Source organism: Novosphingobium sp. UBA6272 (assembly GCF_002440635.1).
Taxonomy (GTDB): domain Bacteria; phylum Pseudomonadota; class Alphaproteobacteria; order Sphingomonadales; family Sphingomonadaceae; genus Novosphingobium.
Genome location: NZ_DJUW01000020.1, coordinates 11,400 through 11,747, shown reverse-complemented (window position 1 = coordinate 11,747; position 348 = coordinate 11,400). Strand labels below are relative to the sequence as shown.

At 74.4% G+C, this 348-nt stretch carries 1 protein-coding gene and 1 pseudogene; both read right to left on the bottom strand.

Annotated elements, in window-relative coordinates; translation table 11 throughout:
- Positions 1 to 243 (bottom strand): annotated as a pseudogene (locus tag B2V17_RS10720) (sensor histidine kinase); the annotation flags it as partial.
- On the bottom strand, positions 213 to 348 hold a 136-nt coding region (locus B2V17_RS10715), incomplete at its 5' end, for a winged helix-turn-helix domain-containing protein (RefSeq protein ID WP_292997480.1). The gene B2V17_RS10715 and the pseudogene B2V17_RS10720, both read right to left, overlap by 31 nt.

The window sequence follows — 348 nt, the reverse complement described above, 5'->3', positions numbered from 1 at the left end:
CAGCGCGGTCGCGGCGGCCAGGGCGGCGGCCTGCGCGCTGACCTCGGCCTCGGTCCGGCGGACCAGCGCGTTCTCGTAAACCCGCAGGCTCAGCGCGGCGACGCCGGGCAGGGCGGCGGCGAACAGCAGGACCGAAAGCAGCAGCCAGCGCAGCCGCGGCACTGGCCACAGCCGCCGCGCGGTCGGCCGCAGCGCAATGACCAGTCGCCGGATCAGGTCGCGGCCTCGCCCATGCCGGCGCAAGGCCCGAGCCGGTAGCCGACCCCGGCCTTGGTCTCGATCACGTCGCTACCGCCGGCTTCGCCAAACTTGCGGCGCAGATTGCGGATGTGGCTGTCGATCGTCCGG